At 51.3% G+C, this 536-nt stretch carries 1 protein-coding gene; it reads left to right on the top strand.

Annotated features, from left to right (window positions below; genetic code table 11):
• Positions 1-257 (top strand): hypothetical protein (locus ACFQEU_RS17910; RefSeq protein WP_379784358.1); only part of this gene is annotated, 257 nt, incomplete at its 5' end.
• Positions 258-536: the final 279 nt, after the last annotated feature.

The following is a 536-nucleotide window of genomic DNA, read 5'->3' as shown; positions in this document are numbered from 1 at the left end:
GTTTAGTGAGCGAGGGGCGTAGCTTTAGCAGTGATGAATCCGTCGTGTTGGGAACGAATGTATTGATTCAAGGTAAAAAGGCCGCGCTCATTCAGGGGAGTCGTATCGACTTAGCGGGAGCGACAGTGGCTGGCGCCGATAAAGCACTTAACGTTAAAGCCACGTCTTTGTTGGTTTTCTCCGTAAGCGAACTGCAGTCTGGCGCTAGCCGTCGACCTATCCATGGCAGTTTTAGGTTAGAGGATAAACGCTGGTGAATGTCTATTTGGGTGCAGAGGTTAAAGGGCGGCAATATAAACGAGCCTGACCATACATTCACCGCCGCATGGCTTCCGTTGCCGTGCCTGTGTTGTCTAGGCGTTATTTAGCGCTAATTCGCAGTTTGTTAACGTTAAGAATCACGCCTTTCTTTATTTTTTATTTTGGCTTGGGCCCAAGGGTCAAAGGGGGTGTCTGCGGCGGGGCTCGAAGAGTGTCGAGCGCCGGGTGGCCATGGTTTGCCACTAGTTGACCTATCGCCGCTGGTATTTCTTGGG

It is taken from the genome of Halorubrum tibetense (assembly GCF_042661865.1).
Lineage (GTDB): Archaea > Halobacteriota > Halobacteria > Halobacteriales > Haloferacaceae > Halorubrum > Halorubrum tibetense.
This window is presented reverse-complemented; position numbering and strand designations above follow the sequence as displayed.